Source organism: Arthrobacter humicola (genome assembly GCF_022803015.1).
Classification (GTDB): domain Bacteria; phylum Actinomycetota; class Actinomycetes; order Actinomycetales; family Micrococcaceae; genus Arthrobacter; species Arthrobacter humicola_A.
On the sequence record NZ_JAFKON010000031.1, the window covers coordinates 1 to 1,327 of the forward strand.

Annotated in this window: 1 protein-coding gene and 1 pseudogene; both read left to right on the forward strand. The window is 67.8% G+C overall.

Going from position 1 to position 1,327, the window contains the following annotated elements; genetic code table 11:
- Positions 1-140, forward strand: a pseudogene (locus ARTB_RS21310) (serine hydroxymethyltransferase); the annotation flags it as partial.
- A gap of 183 nt (positions 141-323) precedes the next feature.
- The coding region (locus tag ARTB_RS21315) for an L-serine ammonia-lyase (RefSeq protein WP_243182274.1) at positions 324-1,327 on the forward strand (1,004 nt) is incomplete at its 3' end.

Genomic DNA, 1,327 nt, shown 5'->3' on the forward strand with positions numbered 1-1,327 from the left:
CGGCCTTCGCCGAGGTTGCCGATATCATCGCTGAGGCTTTGATCGCCGACGCCGGCGCGGACCTCTCCGGTCTGCGCACCCGGGTTCAGGCCCTCGCCGCCGCCCACCCGCTCTACCCCTCGGTTGATAACCTCGCCTAGGCGACGTAAGACTGAAGTAGCAGCAGTACAGAACTAACAGCAGTACAGATCACGACGCCGGGTTGCCGCCACAAGCCGCCGCCCGGCGTCGTGCATCCGGCCTGCGGCCGCCAACCAGCGCCCGCAGCGCCTTCCGGCAGGACCCTCTGCCGGACCACAGCAAGACCTAGTTAGGAACCGACAATGGCTGTTGGAGTCTTCGATCTCTTTTCCATCGGAATAGGGCCGTCCAGTTCCCACACGGTGGGACCGATGCGGGCCGCCGCGGTCTTCGCCGAGGAGCTCAAAACGTCCGGGGACCTGGAGAAGGTGGCGTCGCTGCGGGTGGACCTGTACGGCTCCCTCGCCGCCACCGGGCACGGGCACGGCACCATGACCGCGATCCTGCTGGGCCTGGAGGGCTTCCACCCCGAGCAGATCCTGCCCGAGGAAGTGGAGGGTCGGCTGGCCGCGATCGCCGAGACCGGCACCCTGCAGCTGGCTGGTTCCGTGCCACTGCCGTATGGGGTGCAGGACATGGTCCTGCGGCCGCTGACCATCCTGCCCCGGCACACCAACGGCATGACGTTCACGGTCTCCGACGCCGACGGCGAAGTCCTGCACAAGGCGACGTTCTTCTCCGTGGGCGGCGGCTTCATTGTCCGCGAGGGCGAGGAGGACGCGGCCCTGAAGGAGCTCGACGAATCCAAGAAGGAACTGCCGCTGCCGTTCCGCACGGCCGCGGAACTGCTGGGCCGCTGCCAGTCCAAGGGCCTCTCGATCGGGCAGATCATGTTCGTCAACGAGCGCGCCTCCCGCACCGAAGCGGAAATCCGGGACGGGCTGCTGCACATCTACTCGGTGATGGAAGGCTGCGTCGAGGTCAGCCTCAAGCGCGAAGGGCTGCTGCCCGGCGGGCTTAAGGTCCGCCGCCGGGCCCCCGACTGGCACGAGCGCCTGATGAAGGAAACCCTCGGCCAGGACCCCGAGTACCGGGATCCGAAGTACTGGCAGGAGTGGGTCAACCTGATCGCCCTGGCCGTGAACGAGGAAAACGCCTCCGGCGGCCGGGTCGTCACCGCCCCCACCAACGGCGCCGCCGGGATCATCCCGGCCGTGCTCTACTACGCGCTGCACTTCGTCCCCGGCATGGACCAGGCCACCCAGGCCGACCGGGACGACGTGGTGGTCAAGTTCCTGCTGACCGC